At 40.7% G+C, this 15,472-nt stretch carries 13 protein-coding genes; all 13 read left to right on the plus strand.

The window, feature by feature from the left end; all coding sequences use genetic code 11:
* The first annotated feature begins 13 nt into the window (after positions 1 to 13).
* On the plus strand, positions 14 to 2,203 hold the full coding sequence (locus tag DV702_RS02155; protein WP_240315668.1) for a penicillin-binding protein: 2,190 nt from the start codon (positions 14 to 16) through the stop codon (positions 2,201 to 2,203).
* A 74-nt stretch (positions 2,204 to 2,277) separates the two neighbouring features.
* On the plus strand, positions 2,278 to 4,173 hold the full coding sequence (locus tag DV702_RS02160; RefSeq protein ID WP_114925806.1) for a penicillin-binding transpeptidase domain-containing protein: 1,896 nt from the start codon (positions 2,278 to 2,280) through the stop codon (positions 4,171 to 4,173).
* A gap of 43 nt (positions 4,174 to 4,216) precedes the next feature.
* Positions 4,217 to 5,188, plus strand: a complete 972-nt coding sequence (mraY, locus tag DV702_RS02165; protein WP_114923245.1) for a phospho-N-acetylmuramoyl-pentapeptide-transferase — start codon at positions 4,217 to 4,219, stop codon at positions 5,186 to 5,188.
* The gene (gene murD / locus DV702_RS02170) at positions 5,189 to 6,538 is read left to right on the plus strand and encodes a UDP-N-acetylmuramoyl-L-alanine--D-glutamate ligase (protein ID WP_114923246.1); all 1,350 of its coding nucleotides are present in this window, start codon (positions 5,189 to 5,191) and stop codon (positions 6,536 to 6,538) included.
* Positions 6,539 to 6,596: 58 nt separating this feature from the next.
* Positions 6,597 to 7,685: a putative lipid II flippase FtsW gene (gene ftsW / locus DV702_RS02175; RefSeq protein ID WP_114923247.1), complete on the plus strand. Its 1,089-nt coding sequence runs from the start codon at positions 6,597 to 6,599 to the stop codon at positions 7,683 to 7,685.
* Positions 7,686 to 7,699: 14 nt separating this feature from the next.
* Complete coding sequence (locus tag DV702_RS02180) at positions 7,700 to 8,542, plus strand: cell division protein FtsQ/DivIB (RefSeq protein WP_114923248.1); 843 nt, start codon at positions 7,700 to 7,702, stop codon at positions 8,540 to 8,542.
* Positions 8,535 to 9,260 (plus strand): DUF881 domain-containing protein, encoded by a 726-nt coding sequence (locus DV702_RS02185; RefSeq protein WP_240315669.1) that lies wholly within the window; start codon positions 8,535 to 8,537, stop codon positions 9,258 to 9,260. The genes DV702_RS02180 and DV702_RS02185 overlap by 8 nt, the downstream gene beginning before the upstream one ends.
* Positions 9,261 to 9,280: 20 nt before the next feature.
* Positions 9,281 to 10,000, plus strand: coding sequence for a DUF881 domain-containing protein (locus DV702_RS02190; protein WP_162805695.1), 720 nt, complete (start codon positions 9,281 to 9,283; stop codon positions 9,998 to 10,000).
* Positions 10,001 to 10,004: 4 nt separating this feature from the next.
* Positions 10,005 to 10,370 (plus strand): small basic family protein, encoded by a 366-nt coding sequence (locus DV702_RS02195; protein ID WP_114923250.1) that lies wholly within the window; start codon positions 10,005 to 10,007, stop codon positions 10,368 to 10,370.
* A 101-nt stretch (positions 10,371 to 10,471) separates the two neighbouring features.
* Complete coding sequence (gene ftsA, locus DV702_RS02200) at positions 10,472 to 11,758, plus strand: cell division protein FtsA (protein WP_114923251.1); 1,287 nt, start codon at positions 10,472 to 10,474, stop codon at positions 11,756 to 11,758.
* A gap of 45 nt (positions 11,759 to 11,803) precedes the next feature.
* Positions 11,804 to 12,973, plus strand: a complete 1,170-nt coding sequence (gene ftsZ, locus DV702_RS02205) for a cell division protein FtsZ (RefSeq protein ID WP_114923252.1) — start codon at positions 11,804 to 11,806, stop codon at positions 12,971 to 12,973.
* An 860-nt stretch (positions 12,974 to 13,833) separates the two neighbouring features.
* Complete coding sequence (locus DV702_RS02210; protein ID WP_114923253.1) at positions 13,834 to 14,682, plus strand: sigma-E processing peptidase SpoIIGA; 849 nt, start codon at positions 13,834 to 13,836, stop codon at positions 14,680 to 14,682.
* A complete protein-coding gene (gene sigE / locus DV702_RS02215) occupies positions 14,676 to 15,386 on the plus strand; it encodes an RNA polymerase sporulation sigma factor SigE (protein ID WP_114923254.1) in 711 nt (236 codons plus the stop codon). Before DV702_RS02210 ends, sigE begins: the two co-directional genes overlap by 7 nt.
* Positions 15,387 to 15,472 lie beyond the last annotated feature (86 nt).

The following is a 15,472-nucleotide window of genomic DNA, read 5'->3' on the forward strand; positions in this document are numbered from 1 at the left end:
GGGAGCCTTTCTAATGTTTGTAGTATTCGGAGGGCTCTTTTTTATATTATTCGGCAGAATTCTTTTTATTCAGCTGACAGGCCAAGTGGATGGAAAAGAACTGGCGAAAATAGCAGCCAATCAATATGAAAAGAAGGCGGAACTGTATGCCAATCGTGGATCGATTGTTGATCGTAATGATCAGGCGATTGCCTCGGATACATTAAGCTATCATGTAGTGGCTGTACTGAGCGAAGCGGCAAGTAACAATAGTAAAAAAAAATATCATGTAGTGGATTATAAAGAAACAGCCAAAGTACTAGCGAAATATATTCCGTTAAAAGAAAAAGAAATTTACGATAAAATGAAGAATGCCAAAGAAGGGACTTGGCAAATTGAGTTCGGGCGTGCGGGTAAAGATTTGAACCGTGAAACCGTTCTGAAGATGGAAGAAGAACTCAACAGTAAAAAGTTATCGGGAATTTTGTTTGTTGAAGGCAAGAAACGCTTTTATCCAAACGGCAGATTTGCATCTTATTTAGTTGGGTTTGCCCAAAAAGTAGAGACGGAAGATAATAAAGTAGTCACTACCGGCAAGATGGGGCTTGAAAAGACCTATGATAAGCAATTAACTGGTGTCAACGGCAAAGTGAATTATTTATCTGATGGCTGGGGATATGTATTGCCGACTGCCAATAAGCAGGTGGAAGCCCCTAAGGATGGTCACACGATCAAACTAACTATTGATAAAACAATTGAAAACTTTGTGGAAGAAGCGATGGATCAAGTAGAAAAGGAATATGAACCGGCTAAAATGCTTGTTCTCGTTTCTGATCCGAAAACTGGTGAGATTTTAGCTATGAGTCAGCGCCCGACGTTCGACCCGATGACAAGGGAAGGGTTGACGGAAAACTGGTTAAATGACGCTGTAGAGCAAACGATTGAACCCGGTTCTCCTATGAAGATGTTTACTCTAGCTGCAGCGGTTGAAGAAGGCAAATGGGATCCGGATGCGTACTTTAAATCAGGTGCTTATACAATTTACGATCAGACGATACGTGATGTAAATCAAGTAGGGTGGGGGACAATCACTTACCTAGAAGGATTACAGCGCTCTTCCAACGTCGCGATGGCTTATCTACTAGAAAGAATTGGCGATCGTAAGTTTATTGAATATGTACATGATTTCGGATTCGGAAAACGCGTGGGTATTGATTTGCCTAATGAAGCTAAAGGCGTCGTATTGGATAATTATGCGGCTGAACGCCTAACTACATCATACGGTCAAGGATCTACAGTTACCCCGCTGCAAATGATTCAAGCAGCGTCAGCCATTGCAAATGATGGTGTGATGATGAAACCTTACGTCATTGATCAAATTATTGATCCGAATACCGATAAAGTATTGGAAAATCACGAACCAGAAGAAAGTGGTAAGCCCATTTCAGCTAGAACTGCTAAGAAAGTGCGTGAAATTTTGGCGACTACAGTTACGTCACCAAACGGAACGGCACAAAAATATTATCTTCCCAATTATGAAGTAGGAGGGAAGACTGGGACGGCTGAAATTCCGAAAAAAGAAGGTAAAGGATATATGTCTGGGTTCGGAAATTATCTATATTCTTTCCTTGGAATGGCTCCGATTGATGACCCGCAATTATTAGTTTATGTAACAGTACAGCAACCAAAGTTAAAGTCAGGAGAGTTAGGTTCAGATCCAGTCTCAAAAGTATTCAATCCAATTATGGAAAACAGCTTGAAGTATTTGAATATTGCCCCTGACAATGAAGCTGAAGTACCTGTTGTAACTGTGCAAGACTACGTTGAAAAAGATGCGGTAGCCGCAGCAGAGACGATTCAGGAAGACGGATTGGAAGCTGTAATTATAGGTGAAGGCGGAGTTGTAACGGAACAACTTCCAAAAGCGGATACACAGTTAGTCGAACGAGAGATCGTGTTGTTGAAAACGGCAGGGGAAACAACACTTCCAGACTTCAAAGGCTGGTCTAAAAAAATGATATTGTCCTATAAGCACTTGTCCAACCTGGATATTCGTATTAACGGTGAAGGCTATGTCGTAGGACAAAGTGTAACAGAAGGCACTAAAGTGAACAGTACGGATCCAGTCGTCATCGAGATGCGTACTCCTGAAGAACAATACAATGATAAAAAATCCAAGGAACAGCAAACAGAAGATGAGGAAGAACAAATCATTGGTGGCTAATGAATAGCATGCATATTCTACACATACCTTAGTAGAAAAACAAAGGTAGTGAGTCTGTGCGGTCATTCATTGATATGCAGTCGAAAAAACGGTTACGAGCAGCTTTCCTCATTTTCTTCATCAGCATGTTGCTCGTTGTAGGTAAGCTATTTCATGTGCAGATTATTAAACATGAATGGGTAAAAGAAAAAGCAAAAGAAAACTGGGATCGTGAAATACCGTTTGGAGCGATGCGCGGAAATATTATGGATCGCAACGGCCAAGTCGTAGTAGGTAGTAAACTGGCGCCTACACTGTATTTCATGCCTTCTCAAAATCCTGATATTACAAATTCAATACCTGCCATTGCAAAGATTCTATCGATTTCTCCAGAGCTATTAGAAGAGAAAATGAAGAAAAAAGAATACATGGTCAAACTGGCACCTGAAGCTAAAAACATTACAAAAGAGCAAGCGGATGAAATTACAAAACTTCAAGTGCCTGGACTTTATGTAGGTGTCGATTTTGTCAGGAATTATCCGTACGATGATTTATTAGCACGATTGCTGGGATTCACCGGATATGACAGTAAAGGGTTAGCAGGGATTGAGTATGCGTATGACGAGATTCTGAGTGGTGCCGGTGATAAAATCAGATTGTTTACTGATGCTAAGGGAATACCTTTACCACATGTGGAGGATGGTTTTGAACACGGTAAAGAAGGATCTTCGTTGTTATTAACAATTGATTTGAAAATGCAACAAATTGTAGAACGTGAACTTATTCAAGCAATGGAGAAGTATGATGCTACCCAGGCACTAGCTATTATCATGAATCCAAAAACTGGTGAACTATTATCATTAGCATCTGTTCCGGGTTTTGATCCGGCGAACTACCAAACTGCAGAATCGACAATTTATAATCGTAACTTACCTGTTTGGATGACTTATGAACCTGGTTCCACGTTTAAAATCGTCACATTGGCTGCTAGTCTGGAAGAAAAATTGATTGATTTAGAGAACGAAGGCTTTTACGATCCAGGATATACGATGGTCGCCAATGCGCGCTTACGTTGTTGGAAGCGTGAAGGACATAAAGATCAAACGTTCCTAGAAGTAGTAGAAAATTCCTGTAACCCCGGGTTTATAACGATGGGTCAAAGATTAGGTAGTGAAAAGCTGGATCATTATATCCGTTCGTTTGGATTTGGTGCATCTACCGAATCTGGAATTGCTGGTGAAGCGAAAGGAATTTTGTTTACTAAGGAAGCGTTTGGGCCTGTTGAACAAGCGACCACTTCATTTGGTCAAGGAATTTCAGTTACACCGATTCAGCAAGTTCAAGCTGTTGCTGCCGCTATTAACGGCGGGAACCTATTTACACCTTATATCGTTAAAGCGATACAAGACTCCGAGGGAAACTTACTAAAAGAATTCGAGCCAAAATTGAAAAGGCGCGTTATTAGTGAAGAAACGTCTAAACAAGTGCGTCATGCGTTGGAATCTGTAGTTGCCAACGGTTCTGGACGAAATGCTTTTTCAGATGGCCTACGGATAGGTGGAAAAACTGGAACGGCTCAAAAAGTGGTGGATGGTCGTTATAAAGACGGGGACTACATCGTGTCATTTATCGGGTTTGCCCCAGCGGATGATCCAGAGCTATTAGTGTATGTAGCTGTAGACAGTCCGAAAAATTCCATTCAATTTGGCGGCGTCATCGCAGCGCCTATCGTTGGACGGATTATTGAAGAAACAGCATCGATCGCTAAAATAGAAAGAAGAAAAGAGCAACTCGAAAAAGAATATAGGTGGGGAGATGCGATTACGTTTCGTTCGCCCAATTTACTCGGTATGAGCGAGAAAGAATTATTAGCACAAAATTACACGTTCAACATGCAATGGCATGGAAAAGGAAAGAAAGTTATTCGTCAATTACCTGCTCCTCATACGTTAATGGCCGTGGAAGACACCATTCATCTATATTCGGAATAAAATAAACGCAGTTAAGGAATTGAAAGTAGAAGGAGAACTTATCATGACACTCGGTACGACAGTCACCACAATCGCTGTAGCATTTTTTGTTTCAGCGATTGTCGGGGTGATCATCATCCCATTACTTAGAAGGTTGAAATTTGGTCAAAGCATACGCGAGGAAGGTCCGGAAGCGCATAAGAAAAAAGCAGGCACTCCTACTATGGGCGGGCTGATCTTCCTCATATCGATTTTGATTTCAACACTTACTCTATCTTACATAAATGATACGCTGACAACTCATACGATTGTATTATTAATCGTTCTATTAGGCTTTGGTTTTATTGGCTTTTTAGATGATTTTATTATTATCATCGCTAAACGGAACTTAGGATTAACTTCTTTGCAGAAATTGATAGGGCAAATTATCATTGCGATTGTAGCGTTTTTCCTTTTGAAGTTAGGCCCCTTCGAAACAACTGTGACGATTCCATTTACAGACTTGGGTATGGATCTAGGGGTATTTTATGTGGCATTTCTAATTTTTTGGCTTGTTGGCTTTTCAAATGCAGTCAATTTAACGGATGGATTAGATGGGCTAGTTGGCGGGACTTCAACAATTGCCTTTGCTACGTTCGGGGTATTCGCATTAATCTATGAGCAAAATGATATCGCTTTGTTTGCATTTGTAGTAGCGGGTTCGATGCTAGGATTTTTATTATTCAATATTAAACCGGCTAAAGTATTTATGGGGGATACTGGTTCACTTGCGCTTGGTGGCGCGTTAGCTATGTTATCAGTTTTGATCAAACAAGAGTTTTTGTTGCTTGTAATCGGAATTGTTTTCGTTGTGGAAACGTTATCGGTTATTATACAAGTCATTAGCTTCAAGCTGACGGGGAAACGCGTCTTTAAGATGAGTCCCATTCACCATCATTTTGAATTGTCAGGCTGGTCAGAGTGGAAAGTAGTAATTGTGTTTTGGGGTGTGGCTTTACTGGCTGCGCTTGTACCGGTCTTTTTGGAGGTCATGTAGATGAAGAATACGGATCAATTTATAGGAAAACGAGTGTTAATCGTCGGTTTGGCGAAAAGCGGAGTAGCGGCAGCAGGTTTACTCCATCGTCTGGGGGCGGAAGTTGTCGTCAATGATGCCAAACCGCTTGAAGGCAATGAAGAAGCTGCAATTGTTCAAGCGCTCGGCATTGAAGTTATTGGTGGAGGTCACCCCGTCGCACTGTTAGAGAGAAATTTCGATGTTATCGTTAAAAATCCCGGCATTCCTTACAGCAACCCATTGATTGAGCAAGCAATGAAACAAGGGCTACGTATTTGGACCGAAGTTGAATTGGCGGGACGGATCAGCGAAGCTCCTATTATTGCGATTACGGGTTCAAATGGCAAAACAACTACGACTACTCTTCTTTACCACATGCTCAATATAGGAAAGAAAAAACCATTAATCGCAGGTAATATCGGTACGGTTGCTTGTACAGTAGCTGAAAAAGCCACACCTGATGAAGTGATAGTTCTTGAAGCTTCTTCATTCCAATTGGCAGGTATAGAGGAATTTAAGCCGGAAATTGCGATTTTTACTAATCTGTATGATGCACATTTAGATTATCACGGTACGACAGCAGAATATTTAAATGCAAAAATGAATGTAACTCGCAATCAAACAACAGATGATTATTTAATTTATAATTACGATCAGCCAGCTGTACGAATGGCTGTAGAAACGATGAGTGCACAAAAAATACCTTTTTCAGTAGAAGGTAAAGCATCTGACGGAATTTCAGCTGACGAAGAATGGATTTACTGGCTAGGTGAGCGATATATCTCGACGAAGAGAATTAAGTTACCCGGACGTCACAACTTGGAAAATATATTAGCCGCCACTGGAGCGGCGATTATAAAAGGTTGTGAAAAGAGTGCAATTGAAAATGTTTTAAGTTCATTTACAGGCGTGCGACATCGTATGCAATTTGTTAGAGAGTGTTATGGACGTACGATCTATAATGATTCTAAAGCGACGAATACGCTAGCAACTAAAAGTGCACTCTCTTCGTTCAAGCAACCTGTAATCCTTATTGCGGGCGGTTTGGAACGGGGACATTCATTTGAAGAATTACGGCCGTATATGCAAAATGTCAACGCGGTGGTAGCGATAGGGGAGACTGCTCAGCGCTTCATAGATTTCGCTTTAACATGTGGAGTGGAACAAACTGTACTCGCTACTACTATGGATGATGCAGTGCAAAAAGCGTACGGTGCAAGCCGCGAGGGAGATGTCCTATTATTGTCACCTAGTTGTGCAAGTTGGGATCAGTATACAAGCTTTGAGATACGTGGAGATGAATTTATTCAGGCAGTCATGAAACTGTAAATAGCTTGTAATACTATAAGCGTATAATAGAAAAAGGCTATTACTATATTGTGGAAGGATGCGAACACTGGAAAGAACATATCGCACAGTATTTTTACTATCTGCATTGCTGTTATCAGTGATCGGGTTGGTGTTTGTTCAATCGGCAGGTTCTTATTGGGGGGAAGTTCATTACCAGAATTCTTCACCATTCATTGTTAAACAAGCGGTATATATGATCATTTCATTGACAATAGCGTATGGTCTGTACAGGAGCCCTCTAACGTCCCATCCAACGTTTTGGACATATTTTTATATAGGTTCCATTTTGATGTTAATGGCGGTGCTGATCCCTGGAATTGGGGTTGTAAGGAATGGTTCCCAAAGCTGGATTGCGCTAGGACCTCTTAGTATACAACCTGCTGAATTCGTGAAAGTAGCATTGCTCGGGAAATTAGCAAGTAGTATGAAGAAAGACAAGAAGAAATCATTGCACTGGCAACATTTCGCATTGATTTTATTGCCGGCTACGTTGATTATGTTGCAACCAGATCTTGGTTCAGCCGTCATCATGATTGTCTCTGCATTTGTTATTCTGTTCTTGGCGGGTTATCCGTTGTCGTTTTTTATCTTTCTTTTCATTTCAGGCGTTGTTGCATTTATTGGTTTGATTTTAGCAGCACCTTACCGACTGGATCGTATTAAATCATATATTGATCCTTGGAATGATCCGCTCGGTACCGGATTTCAAAGTATACAGTCGCTGTTTGCTATAGCGCCAGGTGGATTGTTTGGACATGGCCTAGGTAATAGTCGCCAAAAATTTCTTTATTTGCCGGAGCCCCAAAATGATTTTATTTTCTCTATCATTGCTGAAGAAATTGGCTTTATCGGCGCAACTACTGTTATTTTGCTTTTTATTTTATTGCTCGCTTCTTCATTTGCCATTGCGATTCGCTTAACAAACTGGAATTCCTTTTTATTAGTATCAGGAATGATTTCGATGATTATGTTTCAAACGTTTTTAAATATGGGTGTCGTGTCGGGCTTGTTGCCGGTGACTGGAGTGACACTGCCATTCATAAGCTATGGCGGTTCTTCGTTATTGACTACATGGTTAGCTGTGGGAACTATTTTACATTTTTCAAAAGGTAAAGAGCAGGGATAGGAGGAGAACGGCAAATGGAAAAAGTGATTGATATTGAAGATCGTATTCCGTCGTTGCGAAAAAAGCGAAAAAGAAAAGCGAATAAAAAATTTCTTTTGCTCGTTGCGATCTTCTTGCTCGTTCTTCTTGCGTTGCTGTACTTCCAATCGCCGTTAAGTGATGTTCATAAGATTTCTGTAAATGATACGACCTTGAATGATCGTGAGGTTTATGTAGAACGAAGCGGGTTATATGTCGGGCAGTCATTTTGGGGTTTTAGAACAAAAGATATCGAAGAAAATATATTATCCATCACTGGTGTGAAAGAAGTATCGGTACGTAGGGATAATTGGAATGATGTGTCGATTACAGTTACAGAATGGCAACCGGTAGCATATATAGAAAATAAAGTACAGTATGATTTATTGTTGGAAAATGGCGATCGAATGGAAACGGATGATCCGGAAGCGCTGTTACATGCACCTATCCTGTCGGGTTTTTCCGATCCGGCAATCATTGAACGAATGATTGAGCAACTTCAGGAGCTAGACGCTACTGTATTTACACTAATATCTGAGCTGCATTATAAAGGACAAAATAAAATAGAAGCATTTATGAATGATGGTTATGAAGTGCATGCAACTATACACGGATTTGCAGATAAAATGTCATACTATCCGGACATCATCGCGCAATTGCCTAAAGAAGAAAAAGGGATATTGGATATGGAGATAGGAGTGTACTTCAAAACGTTCACAGACTATTATAAAGAACCTGAACCCGATGTCTTAGAAGAAGACAAACCTGTTGGAAAACCTGTTGAAATTGAAGGAGCAAACATTGAAAGTGAAAGCGGACAGGAGGGAGAAAGTGAATAGTAATCGGAAGGCAGCTAGAGAAAAACGTGGCAAGCAACTACTATTTTCTATAGTCTTTCTCGTCCTAGGTTTCATGCTTGCCTTTGCTTATCGCACGGTCGGTAGTACCATGCAGGAACTGGACGTAGTACAAACCGATTTATTTCTGCAAGAAGAGCAGTATAGGGAAGATTTGATCACACAGCAAGAAAGAAATAAAGAATTGACGAATGAGTTACTTGAAAAACAAAAAAAAATTCAGGATTTTGAAGATCGTTTCTCGAATCAAGAAGAAAATCACGCGGTACTTGTAGAAAAAGCAAGAGATTTACGGTTACTACTCGGTGTAATGCCGGCAACAGGATCCGGTGTAAAAGTGACTCTTGAAGACGCTGATTACGATCCGTCCATCCAAAATCCAAATGATTATATAGTTCATGAAAGTCATGTGCTACGTGTAATCAATGAATTGAAAATTGCGGGTGCGCAAGGACTTGCGATCAATGGACAGCGCATCAATTCGAATTCCTACATAAAGTGTACAGGCCCTGTTATTATGGTTGACGGTAGAACCTTTCCAGCTCCATTCGTTATAGAGGCGATCGGCGACCCGAAAGTATTAGCACCTGCTATGCATTTAAAGGGAAGTGTAATTGATGGACTGGTCCGTGATAACATAGTCGTCACTTTGGAAGAACTGAAAGAGATCCAATTGACTGCGATTCGTGACGAAGTTTGATGAATAGAGGGGGGGGTAGAGTGAAAGAAAAAATAAACTGGAAGTTCACGTTAATTCTATGTATAGTTGGTTTTGTATTAGCTTTACAATACAAATCTATGAATATAGAACCTGCTCGTGATACACGAGATATGTGGGCAATCCGTAAAGAATTATCGAATGAAAAGAAAATCCATTCTGAACTATTGGATGAAATCCGAGAAGTCGATCAAACACTTTCATCCTATACCAAAATGACGAATGAAAGTACTGCGGAAGTTTTACAAAATACGCTGGATAAGTTATATGAACAAGCGGGTTTTATGCCGACCACGGGTCCAGGATTTGTAATTGAAGTCGCTCCATCACCTGAGAGTATTGCATTCGGCTATGAGATAAAGCCTGTCTCGTCCGAATTGTTGACTTGGTTTATTAATGTAGTAAACCAACACCAAGGAAATGAACTGGAAATCGATGGGAAACGATTCACAACACTGAGTTGGATTCGAGACATTAACGGTAAGCTAACTGTCAGTGGTGAAAATGTTTCTACACCTCCTTTTAAAATTAAAATTGTATCTGCTACACTTGAACAAAGTGAAAAGCTGTACAATCATTTGTTATCGACAACGATACAAGATGAATTTTATTTGGATGATCTCGTTTTAACTATAAGTAAACCAACCGAACGGGTGGCATTACAAGGTTGGACGGGTGGTTTTGAAAATAGGTTTTTAAAAGAACAAACAAAGGAGCAATGACAATATGTGGCTACCCTTACTTGGGCTACTCCTTGGCATTTCACTAGGTTTGCTCTCGGATATACAAATTCCGCAAATTTACAACAACTATTTAACTATTGCGATTCTTGCTGCATTTGATACACTATTTGGTGGAATCAGAGCCTATCTTCAGCAAGTATATGATGACCGAATCTTTGTTTCAGGGTTTTTCTTCAATATTCTTCTAGCCGCTGCGCTTGCCTTCATTGGTGTGCATTTAGGCGTTGATCTCTATTTGGCCGCAGTTTTTGCATTTGGTGTGCGATTGTTCCAAAATATTGCAGTCATTCGACGAATATTGTTGGCAAAATGGACAGGAAGAAGTAAAAATTCTAATGCAAATTCGTAACATTTACTATTTAATAGAAGAGGGTGTTGAAAATATTTAGACAAAGCGTGCATAATACAATAGAATGGAAGTTACTAGTTTAATTAAGGAGGTGTCAATAATTGAGTCAGTCAACTAAGTATGTATCACTAGATATAGGGTCATCGACTATTAAAGTGTTAATTGGAGAAATGGATAATAACTCTCTACATGTAATTGGTGTGGGGAATGTGCAATCGGCAGGGATTCGTAAAGGGACAATTATTGATATTGACGCCACCGTTCAATCGATTCGTAAAGCGATCGAACAGGCTGAGCGAATGACAGGTTTAAAGATTGAAGAGGTAGTACTCGGCATTCCGGCCAATGGCGTACAATTCCAAGATGTTAAAGGAGTAGTAGCTGTAAATTCGGAAAACCGTGAGATTACAGATGATGATTTGGAAAGAGTCATGAAGTCTTCACAAGTGATGAATGTTCCACAAGAAAGAGAATTTGTCAACTTAGTGCCTAAACAATTTATCGTAGACGATTATGATGAAATTACAGATCCCCGTGGTATGATGGGTGTACGATTGGAAATGGACGCAACGCTTATTACTACGTCTAAAACCCAACTACATAACATTTTACGATGCGTAGAAAAAGCAGGTCTTCAAATCCGCGAAATTTATTTGCAACCATTAGCTGCAGGCACATTCGCTTTATCTGAAGATGAAATGTACCATGGCACAGCATTTATTGATATAGGTGGAGGTTCTACAACAGTTTCTGTATTTGCTGAAAACCGTCTGATCAATACATCTGTTCTGCCAGTGGGTGGAGATCATATTACGAAAGATTTGTCAATCGTATTGAAGACACCTACAGATCAAGCAAGAATGATAAAACATCAACACGGCCATGCCTACTATGACGATGCTTCAGATGAAGAATTGTTTGAAGTGCCAGTCGTTGGTTCAGATGCGAAAGATCAATACAGTCAACGCTTTATCTCGGATATTATCGGTTCACGTTTGGAAGAACTATTTGAATTGATTTTGGAAGACTTATATGCGTCTGGTATTCGTGATCTGCCCGGTGGTATCGTTATAACAGGTGGAACTGCTAAGCTCGAAGGCATGCTACAATTGTCTCGTGAAGTATTTAAAACGCGAGTGCGATTGTACACACCAGAATATATAGGTGTCAGAGAGCCGATGTACTCCACTGCGGTCGGCTTGATTCGTTATGCATATATGGAAGATGTATTCTTTGGCTATGAAGAAGGACAAGCTAATCAACCACAATCTACTGAGTCGATTTACGAAGTTTCTGAACCAGCGCCGAAAGCTGTGAAGCCTAAAAAAGAAAAAGGCGAAGGATTCATGAAAAAAGCTAAGAAAATGTTTGATAATTTCTTTGAGTAAATTTTTTGAAATACGAATTGCAGCTAAATTAGAGGAGGAAAACCAATGCTTGAATTTGATATGAATATAGATTCTCTAGCAGTTATTAAAGTAATTGGAGTAGGTGGCGGTGGAAACAACGCTGTAAACCGTATGATCGAACACGGAGTGCAGGGTGTTGAATTTATCGCAGTAAACACGGATGCTCAAGCATTACAACTTTCATCAGCTGAAGTAAAACTACAGATTGGTGAAAAGTTGACTAGAGGATTAGGTGCAGGTGCAAATCCTGAAGTTGGTAAAAAAGCAGCAGAAGAGAGCAAAGAACAAATTGAAGAAGCACTTCGCGGTGCGGATATGGTTTTCGTTACAGCAGGTATGGGTGGAGGAACAGGTACAGGTGCAGCGCCTGTAATCGCTCAAATTGCTAAGGATATCGGAGCACTTACAGTAGGTGTTGTGACACGTCCGTTCACTTTCGAAGGAAGAAAGAGATCAACGTCTGCTTCTGGTGGTATTGCAGCGATGAAAGAAGCAATCGATACACTAATTGTTATTCCAAATGACAAGCTACTTGAAATCGTTGATAAAAACACTCCAATGCTTGAAGCGTTTAGAGAAGCTGACAATGTACTACGTCAAGGGGTTCAAGGTATTTCAGATTTGATCGCAGTACCTGGACTCATTAACTTGGACTTTGCCGATGTCAAGACAATTATGTACAACAAAGGTTCCGCATTAATGGGAATCGGAATGTCTACGGGCGAAAACAGAGCAGCAGAAGCCGCGAAAAAAGCGATTTCCAGTCCATTGCTTGAAACTTCAATCGATGGAGCAAAAGGTGTCTTGATGAACATCACTGGCGGCTCAAACTTGAGTTTGTTTGAAGTACAAGAAGCAGCTGACATCGTAGCAACAGCGTCTGATGAAAATGTTAATATGATTTTCGGTTCAGTAATCAATGATGATTTGAAAGATGAAATCATCGTTACAGTTATTGCCACAGGATTCAGCGAAGAGCAATTAGCACCAGGAAGACCGGGCAGAGGTCCAGGTATGGCAAATAATGTCCGTCAACGTGAAAGCAGACCTATTCAGCAACCACAGGCACCTGCGCAGAGTCGATATGAAGAGCCGCGTTATGAGCAACCAGAACCGAGACAACAGCAAACTCATCAGCACGATGAGCAACTGGATATCCCAACGTTCTTGCGCAATCGTCAACGCCGTAAATAAGCAAAAAACAAAAGCTTTCCAAAAAGAGATTTTTTCTCTTTCTGGGAAGTTTTTTTGTGTTTGCAAAAAGCAGATAGTATGTAAAAGCGACTTTGTCTATAACAATTAGATGGAGTGACGCTGACTTAGAGAGTCATGCGGCTTGCGCTTCCAGACGATACGCTTTCCGGAGGGGACGCGGCGGACCTCGCAAAAGAGCACTGCGGGTTACGCCTGTCGTCCTTGATCCTCCCGGAGTCGATCGTCTTCCAGCTTCAGCCGTACTTAGTGTGTATAAGACAGTTTGATCACTCTTTGTAGATAGTGAAAACCAAGTGGACTTATCTGATACCATGCGACCGCTTTTGAAGTTAGATGGCGGTGAAGTATTATCTGCTACTATGACTTCTTCGATGAACTGAGTGAAAAAAGAAGTGACCCTATATGCACTCAGACAGCCAACTCAAAGCTTCACCCACTCTGTTCAGGAGGCGTGACATACCATACTTAATTTCTGGACGCACACAAACTGACTTCCCAACACAAATTCAAGGATTCTCCCGGAAGAACCGGCGACTCCTGGAGGATCAGGAAGAGCCGTTGCGAAGGACGGCTTTTGCGAGTGAAGCGCAGCGAGAAGGAGCACATCTTTGCACTTGACAGGCGTAATCGCCACGCACTTTTGGCGAGTCCGCCGCGTCCCCTCAGGAAAGCGTCCGGTTCTGTAGGGAGAATCCTCACACATACACTCTCTTACTACACTGCATAGAAAAAGCCACTTACTCCCCTCAAACTTTGTCGAAGGTTTTATTACGAACCATCCAAAGGTTGACAGGTTTTTCAGGACAATCATGATAATCTGTTTGTAAGGAGGCCGGCACATGTATGGAGAACTGATGATAGGAATCAACATGCTCTTTAACTACGCCATCCTGTCATTCACTAATAAAGTAGGAAATCATCAAACGAGCAGAAGGAGGTTGTGGGTCGCTTCATTTATCGGTGCCTTCTTTGTTACGCTGTTCCCATACTCGATGCTAGCCATCATTTTCACTTTTTTAGGAATGACATACATTGCTTTTGGACAAACAATCGCTAATTGGAAAAACTCTATTCTCGCCATGTTGATAGCTTCCTTCTTTGCAGGAGGATTGCTAACAATTGTCTACACAAATGTATCGATCGTTAAAAATAACCTGTTCTTACTGGGTGCCATCAGTCTTACGTATTTCTCCCTTTATGCAGTAAAGAGTAAATGGTTAGATACCCGCACGATGGCTAACTTACTAACGTATACGTATGACTCAGAATTGGAACTTTTGGGGCAAGCGATACCAATAAAAGTATTTATTGACACAGGTAATCATTGCACAGAACCATTGTCTGGCGAAGCGGTGCACTTTATCGCTTGGAAGGCTGTAAAGCAACATTTGCCCATTGAATTTGTACAATCATTGGAAAATTGGGACTCACGAAATACTCCTGATTTATCGGGATTTCCTTCAATGTATCAAAAAAACTTACGACTGATCCGTTTGCAGACAGTCCAAGGTGCTTCATGGGCTGTAGGCATAAAATTTTCACGTTGGATAGTAAATGAACAGCGATTACCCGCGGGATATATCGTTTTGACAAAAGAACAGCGCAATTATCCACAAGGAGCAGCAGCTATTTTACAAGTGAGCGCAATGGAAGTGATGAAAGAAGAGAGGAGAACGGCTACATGTTAACTGAAATGAAAAGATGGGTTTCTTATTTAGCGAGTTTTTTCAGAAAAAAGAATGGAACATTTTATATTGGTGGACATGAATCTCTTCCGAGGCCGCTGGATAAAGAGCAGGAGGCTATTGCGATACAAGCATTGATGAATGGAGATCCTGACGCGCGCGACACATTAATTGAAAAGAATTTACGGCTAGTTGTTTACATTGCCAGACGTTTTGACAATACGAACACCAATATAGAAGATCTAATAAGCATTGGAACGATTGGATTGATCAAAGCGATTGAGACATTTAAAGCGGATAAAAATATTAAGCTCGCGACATATGCTTCCCGTTGTATTGAAAACGAAATTTTAATGCACTTACGTAAAACTAGCCGAATGCGCTCTGAAATTTCATTCGACGAACCATTGAACTCCGATGCGGATGGTAATGAGTTATTATTATCCGATATTTTAGGAACAGATGAAGATATTATCACAGACGATGTAGAGAAGAAATTGGAACGGCAATATATGATTGATGCTATTTCAGGTCTGGATGAAAGAGAACGTTATATTATGGAACAACGCTTCGGGTTAATGGGCACCATTGAAATGACACAAAAAGAAGTAGCGGATCTGTTAGGTATTTCGCAGTCGTATATTTCTCGACTGGAAAAGAAAATTATTTCAGACTTACGTGATCGATTAAACCAACCGATTTCGTAAAAAGTAATTATCGGCAGAAATTGGCGATTCATGAAACCGCATATTCTAAACAGTTGAGGACAAACTACTTTTACACTCACCTATAG

Source organism: Sporosarcina sp. PTS2304 (assembly GCF_003351785.1).
Classification (GTDB): domain Bacteria; phylum Bacillota; class Bacilli; order Bacillales_A; family Planococcaceae; genus Sporosarcina.

Bases quoted from the DNA above. Each gene is read 5' to 3' on its own strand.
- mraY (WP_114923245.1), top strand. From the start codon at position 4,217: ATGACACTCGGTACGACAGTCACCACAATCGCTGTAGCATTTTTTGTT.
- DV702_RS02180 (WP_114923248.1), top strand. From the start codon at position 7,700: ATGGAAAAAGTGATTGATATTGAAGATCGTATTCCGTCGTTGCGAAAA.
- DV702_RS02195 (WP_114923250.1), top strand. From the start codon at position 10,005: ATGTGGCTACCCTTACTTGGGCTACTCCTTGGCATTTCACTAGGTTTG.
- ftsW (WP_114923247.1), top strand. From the start codon at position 6,597: ATGCGAACACTGGAAAGAACATATCGCACAGTATTTTTACTATCTGCA.
- ftsZ (WP_114923252.1), top strand. From the start codon at position 11,804: ATGCTTGAATTTGATATGAATATAGATTCTCTAGCAGTTATTAAAGTA.
- DV702_RS02210 (WP_114923253.1), top strand. From the start codon at position 13,834: ATGTATGGAGAACTGATGATAGGAATCAACATGCTCTTTAACTACGCC.
- murD (WP_114923246.1), top strand. From the start codon at position 5,189: ATGAAGAATACGGATCAATTTATAGGAAAACGAGTGTTAATCGTCGGT.
- DV702_RS02155 (WP_240315668.1), top strand. From the start codon at position 14: ATGTTTGTAGTATTCGGAGGGCTCTTTTTTATATTATTCGGCAGAATT.
- sigE (WP_114923254.1), top strand. From the start codon at position 14,676: ATGTTAACTGAAATGAAAAGATGGGTTTCTTATTTAGCGAGTTTTTTC.
- DV702_RS02160 (WP_114925806.1), top strand. From the start codon at position 2,278: ATGCAGTCGAAAAAACGGTTACGAGCAGCTTTCCTCATTTTCTTCATC.